Origin of the sequence: Okeania sp. SIO3B5 (assembly GCF_010692555.1) — a bacterium.
Taxonomy (GTDB): Bacteria; Cyanobacteriota; Cyanobacteriia; order Cyanobacteriales; family Microcoleaceae; genus Okeania.
Window position 1 is genome coordinate 1 of the sequence record NZ_JAAHHG010000611.1, and the last position, 5,522, is coordinate 5,522.

5 protein-coding genes are annotated in these 5,522 nt (G+C 38.8%); 4 read left to right on the forward strand and 1 reads right to left on the reverse strand.

Translation table 11 applies throughout. The annotated features are described in order from the left end of the window. The first annotated feature begins 210 nt into the window (after positions 1–210). The 4 genes from proX to F6K54_RS39340 are packed head-to-tail and all read left to right on the forward strand — an operon-like array spanning position 211 to position 4,738. On the forward strand, positions 211–1,272 hold the full coding sequence (gene proX / locus F6K54_RS39325; RefSeq protein ID WP_293089679.1) for a glycine betaine/L-proline ABC transporter substrate-binding protein ProX: 1,062 nt from the start codon (positions 211–213) through the stop codon (positions 1,270–1,272). A gap of 55 nt (positions 1,273–1,327) precedes the next feature. Beyond that, positions 1,328–2,356, forward strand: coding sequence for a Glu/Leu/Phe/Val dehydrogenase dimerization domain-containing protein (locus F6K54_RS39330; protein ID WP_293089680.1), 1,029 nt, complete (start codon positions 1,328–1,330; stop codon positions 2,354–2,356). A gap of 45 nt (positions 2,357–2,401) precedes the next feature. Then, positions 2,402–3,454 (forward strand): hypothetical protein, encoded by a 1,053-nt coding sequence (locus F6K54_RS39335; RefSeq protein WP_293089682.1) that lies wholly within the window; start codon positions 2,402–2,404, stop codon positions 3,452–3,454. A 9-nt stretch (positions 3,455–3,463) separates the two neighbouring features. Next, positions 3,464–4,738, forward strand: a complete 1,275-nt coding sequence (locus tag F6K54_RS39340; RefSeq protein ID WP_293089683.1) for an acetyl-CoA carboxylase biotin carboxylase subunit family protein — start codon at positions 3,464–3,466, stop codon at positions 4,736–4,738. A gap of 379 nt (positions 4,739–5,117) precedes the next feature. Here the strand turns inward: F6K54_RS39340 and F6K54_RS39345 are convergent, their stop codons facing one another. After that, positions 5,118–5,414, reverse strand: a complete 297-nt coding sequence (locus F6K54_RS39345; RefSeq protein ID WP_293089685.1) for a hypothetical protein — start codon at positions 5,412–5,414, stop codon at positions 5,118–5,120. Positions 5,415–5,522 lie beyond the last annotated feature (108 nt).

Below are 5,522 nucleotides of genomic sequence, written 5' to 3' on the forward strand. Positions count from 1 at the left end.
AAACACCATTTAGGATACCCACTAGCTCTGTGGAATAAAATTAATATCATGTCCGGTAGCATCGGAGCGTGTATAAAATTAAGGTGACACTCTTGAGAAAACCTTCTGCCTCCTGCCTCCTGCCTCCGGCCTTCCTTCCGCCAAAGTCTAACTATTCAACCGGACATGATATAAGCCATTGCTTGACTAGAACTAGCTTAAAGGATGAAAATGAAACGAAAAAGAAAAAAACACTGCTTAAAAATAGTTTTAGCTTTTTTGTCAATCAGTTTAATTGCCTGTCAACCAACTATTCAATCTAATCCTGAATCAACAGACAAAACGATGCCGGGTAAAGGGGTAAAAGTAAGCTCTGGCTCTAGTATCACAACCTATGCAGCATTTTTAACAGAAGTTATTAATATTGGTCTAGAAAAGCTTGGTTATCAAACTGAAGCCGTAAAACAACTCAGTGTTCCCGTAGTGCATATTTCTGTTAGTAACGGAGAATTAGATTTCTACACCGATCATTGGGAAAAACTCCAAAATAAATTTTTTATAGAAAACGGAGGGGAAGATAAATTCCAGCGGGTAGGAATTATTGTTGATAATGCTTTGCAAGGGTATCAAATTGACAAAAAAACCGCCGATAAATATAAAATTACTAGCCTAGAGCAACTTAAAAATCCCAAAATTGCCCAACTTTTTGACTCAGATGGTGATGGAAAAGCTAACTTAGCAGGTTGTAATCCTGGATGGGGTTGTGAGTTAGTCATTGAGCATCACTTGGATGTCTATGGACTGAGAGATACGGTTGAACACGATCAAGGTAATTATGATATTTTGTTGGCAGATGTAGTAGCTCGCAACCGACTGGAAAAACCTATTCTCTATTATCTTTACACTCCTCATTGGATACCTGCAGTATTAGAACCTGGTAAGGATGCAATCTGGCTAGAAGTGCCTTTCACTTCTCTACCAAAAGAACAGGGAGAAGTGTCGGAACAAGAAACTATGCTAGATGGAAAAAATCTAGGTATTGCGGTTGATAGAGTCAGGATAGTAGCAAACAATAAATTTTTGCAAGCTAATCCAGCCGCTAAACGTCTGTTTGAGCTAGTTTCAATTCCTATTGAAGATGTTAATGCTCAACAAAAACTCGTACAAGATGGTGAAAGTAACTCAAAAGATTTCCGTCGCCATGCAGAAGAATGGATCAAGAAAAATCAAGAGAAGTTTGATGGTTGGGTAGAAGAAGCAAGAAATACAGGAACAAATTTGTCAGAGAAGTGATTGTTTTTTTAACCTTTGTAATATAATCCACCATAGTATAACAAATTTAGTTTAAATGAAAATTATTCAGAAAGATACAGATGGCTTTCAATGCTTCATTGGGTTAGACAGAGCCACCCTTAATCAGCCAAGTAACGGTGGATTGAGAGTCAAAACGTACCAATCTGAGACCCTGGCTTGGGAGGACTGTAGAAATTTGTCCCTCGTTATGACTCATAAACATCTTATGTACAATACAGGTTTTAGCGGTGGTAAAATTGTTGTAGCGATCGCTGATTGTCAAGCCTGCAAGAAAAACTTATTGAGCTTTATCGGTTCTATGCTGAATGAGCTTAATGGTTTGATGTACACCGGTTGTGACTTAAATACTTCCTTGGAGGACATGGAATATCTCAGAAACCACTGTCCTTATATTCTGGCATCTCTAGATTCTCAAGTTGACCCAAGTATTGCCACAGCCTATGGTGTAGTGGGTAGTATTCAAGGTATTTTTGGAAAAAATCTTGAGGGTTTAGTTTTTCTGGTTCATGGTTTGGGAAAAGTGGGTAAAGCTACTGCTCTAGCTCTCCAAAAACTTGGAGCAAGTATTATGACTTATGACATTGTATCCCAGCGAGCTGATCTTCCTAATTGTAAGAACATCTCACAGGATGAGAACTGGTGGAATATTCCCTGTGATGCATTAGTTCCTTGTTCTATTAGTGGTCTAATTACACCAGCAATTGCCGATTCCTTGCAGTGTAAATATATTGTTGGTTCTGCCAATGTTCCCCTAAGCGAACCTTCTGTACTCGATATTTTACAGGCAAAATCAATCACTTTTATTCCTGAATCAATTAGTAGTGCTGGTGCTGTCATTTGCGACTCAATCGAATTTTATGCCCCATCAATTTTCAAGCAAGTAGATCCCCGATATATTTATGCATTTGTTCAAGGAGTGATTGAAGAAAAAGTAAAGTTATTTTTGGCAGAGCTAACCAATAGCGACAAATCCTACGAACAAGTCATATCAACCCTGATTTCAGCAGCAGATAAACAACCCAGAGTGGGATGTCAAATGCCAGATTTTTTAGAGAAAAATTAAACCCAAAAGCAGGAAAAAAATCATCATCATTGGAGAATATCTGACATGGCAATTTATATGGCATCTGACTACTCACTCAACACACTTGGAGCAAAACTTTGTCTCGAAGCTGCTGGGGATTTAGTCACAACAGCAATCCAACCCATCCAAAACAGTTCACAAGTAAAACTAGCTGATTACGGTATTGCAGACGGTGGTACTACCCAAGGATTATGGCAGCAAATTTTTGATACAATCAAAAAACAAAATAGCGGGGTTTTTATTGAAGCAGTATTTAGTGATTTACCCAGTAATGATTTTAATGCTTTGGGTAAAACTTCATCCTTTTTAATGCAGGGTGATAAAAATCTAGTCGTTTCAATGGTTCCACGCTCATTCTATGAACCTGTGTGTCCCCCCAATAGTCTAGATTTTGGTTTCTCGTCTACAGCCATGCACTGGCTAAGTAAGCTGCCTAAACATTTGAATTACCATACCCATATTAATGCTTGTGATCAAGGGGAAGATAAAGCCATTTTTCAAGCCCAATCTCAGCTTGACTGGACTACTATTCTCCTAGCTAGAGCTAAAGAACTCAAATCTGGAGGTCAAATCGTAACCGCTAACTTATCCACAGACGAACAAGGGCGCTATCTAGGCAACAATCAGGTAGATTTCAATATGCACGATATTCTACACGAAATTTGGAAACAAATGCAGATTGAGGGGTTGATTCAACCCGAAGAATATGTTGGTGCTACATTCCAAAATTATTACCGAACAGAAGCCGAGTTTGCTGCGTGTCTTGAAGATCCTCAAAGTGAAGTTTATCAAGCTGGGTTACGATTAGGGGAAATCCGAACGATGCAGATTCCCTGTCCTTATCGGTCTCAGTACGAAGACGATCGGGATACAGAGAAATTTGCCCAAGGGCTCACCCAAACAATTCGTTCTTGGAGTGAACATACTTTCAGAAATGCTCTAACCAATCGATCCCATCAAGACATTTCTGATATTGTCAATCAATTCTACCAAAGATTTACAGCTAAAGTTCGAGAAAATCCCGGTCAGTTTTCGATGGATTATACACACACCCATATTCGGATTTACAAAGAATAAATCAAAGTAATGAAAAGCAAAGCAAGAATCAAAGTTGCTGTCCTCTGCCCAATCCAACGAGATTACCTAGCCTGTGAAACTACTAAAAATAGAGAAGAATATGATTTCCATTATTTAGATTCGGAACAGATCACCGCTGGAAATGTTGGAGAAACATTTGATATAATCGCCTACATTGAATTTTGTAAAGAATATATTGAACAGCATGATATTCATGTTGTTCTAGCAACACATGATATACCAGCCATTATCCAGGCTATTCTTTGTCAACAGTTTAAACATTTACGAGGACCTAGTATCGAATCAGTTTTACATTGTCTACATAAGTTCTATACTCGTGCTTATCTTGATCCTTCCCCCATTCGCTATACCTATGTCGATCTTGAAAACTTTCATACTTACAGCAATGTCAAATCACTGGGTTTCCCATCGTTGATAAAACCAGCAATAAGTGCCACCTCTTTGTTTGTATCAATGTTAAAGTCCTATGCAGAGTTTGAGGAGAAAGCTGCTGTTTTAAAAGAAGAGTTTTCACAATTTAGATACTTTAATGTATTCGCAGATGAGTACATTGATCGAGATAAATATCCTCTATGTTTTCATAGTATTGCTTTGGTTGAAGAGTATATACAATCTCCATATAAAGTTACTATGGATGGGTGCGTATTCAATGAACAAATTATATTTTGGGGACTTACTGACAATATCTACTTTTCGAGCAAACCAGAATGTTTTAATGCTTGTATTTATCCTTCAAGTTTACCAGAATTTATTCAAGAAAATATCCGTCAAAGCTATTCTCAGATTGTGCATCGTCTGATCGATATCGGATATGACAATCAGTTTGTAAATGTTGAATTTTTTGTTTTTGAAGATGGATCTCTAAAAGTTATGGAGGTTAATAGTCGAGTGTTTGGTCAGCTCAGACCAATTTATGTTCAATGCTTAGAGGATGGGGATGAGTTTGCTGCCTTAATTGAAATTTGCTGTGGGCATAGGCCAAAAACGCCTAAGGCGAATGGCTTGTTTGGCGGAAACTTTTATGTGAATACCTTTGCTGATGATATCGCTGAGAATTTAGTCAATTTTGAGGTTGCGGATCGTCATCCTAAATTTGTAATGAACATAAGTCCCGGTGATGACGTATGCGGGAGCAAAAGGAATCAAGGTTTTCGGCTAGCCTACATAAACTTAATAGCTACAACAGTTGAAGAACTTTATTATCAGGCTGATGAGTTAAAACGCAAGTTTCTGAAATGCCCAGAAGCCTCTCCCTGGAAATAAAGCTCAGACAAAGCGTATAAATGACGGGAGCTTGCAGTTTCCTTTGTTTCTTTGTCAGTAGTGGTGCATTGTAATGATTTCGGTAAAGGTATGGTGAGCGTTTTAGCCCCCATACCCATTACTATGCAGAAATACCTAGGGTTTGCTGATTAAATATGAAAGCATTTACTGATATTGGTTTTAGCCTTTTTAGATATTGAAAAAGTGCAAGGTTTTTGGCTATTGTAGCCTCAAAATGCTAATACTTTTCCCCTGAGGATGCCGAAAATTTAGCCGTAGCAGATAGTCTAAACTGTTGCCTGTTCCTCCCATCTCCGCGTCCCCGCGTCTCCGTGTCCCCGTGTCCTATCCACCAAACAATTTATTCAGCAAACCCTACCTATTTGTCAAGCTCCCGACTGGCACTTAGGGGAGATAAATCAACAGAGGGAGTCTGATTTAGCACTAACTCAGCAAGCAACTTGCCTAACAGCGGCGCAAACTTAAATGCTTGACCAGATCCACCCGTAAAAAGACTAATTTGTGGATATCCGGGAAGCTTATCCAGTACAAATAGAGTATCTTTTGTCATCGTGTATGGACTAAAATACAGACCCACACACTCCTTAATTCCATCCCAATTATGACGCAGGAATTGATCGAGTAATTGCACAAGTTCTGAATTGGGTTCTCTCACAAACGTACTCATGGTTTTGGTACGCAATTCTGGCGGACACCAATCAATCCCAACTTTGATGAGTGATGTTTCGGGAGTATGACAAGGAAATCCGTAGTAGAGTCAACA

Coding starts and splice junctions, on each gene's coding strand:
- proX (WP_293089679.1), top strand. CDS start 211: ATGAAACGAAAAAGAAAAAAACACTGCTTAAAAATAGTTTTAGCTTTT.
- F6K54_RS39330 (WP_293089680.1), top strand. CDS start 1,328: ATGAAAATTATTCAGAAAGATACAGATGGCTTTCAATGCTTCATTGGG.
- F6K54_RS39340 (WP_293089683.1), top strand. CDS start 3,464: ATGAAAAGCAAAGCAAGAATCAAAGTTGCTGTCCTCTGCCCAATCCAA.
- F6K54_RS39335 (WP_293089682.1), top strand. CDS start 2,402: ATGGCAATTTATATGGCATCTGACTACTCACTCAACACACTTGGAGCA.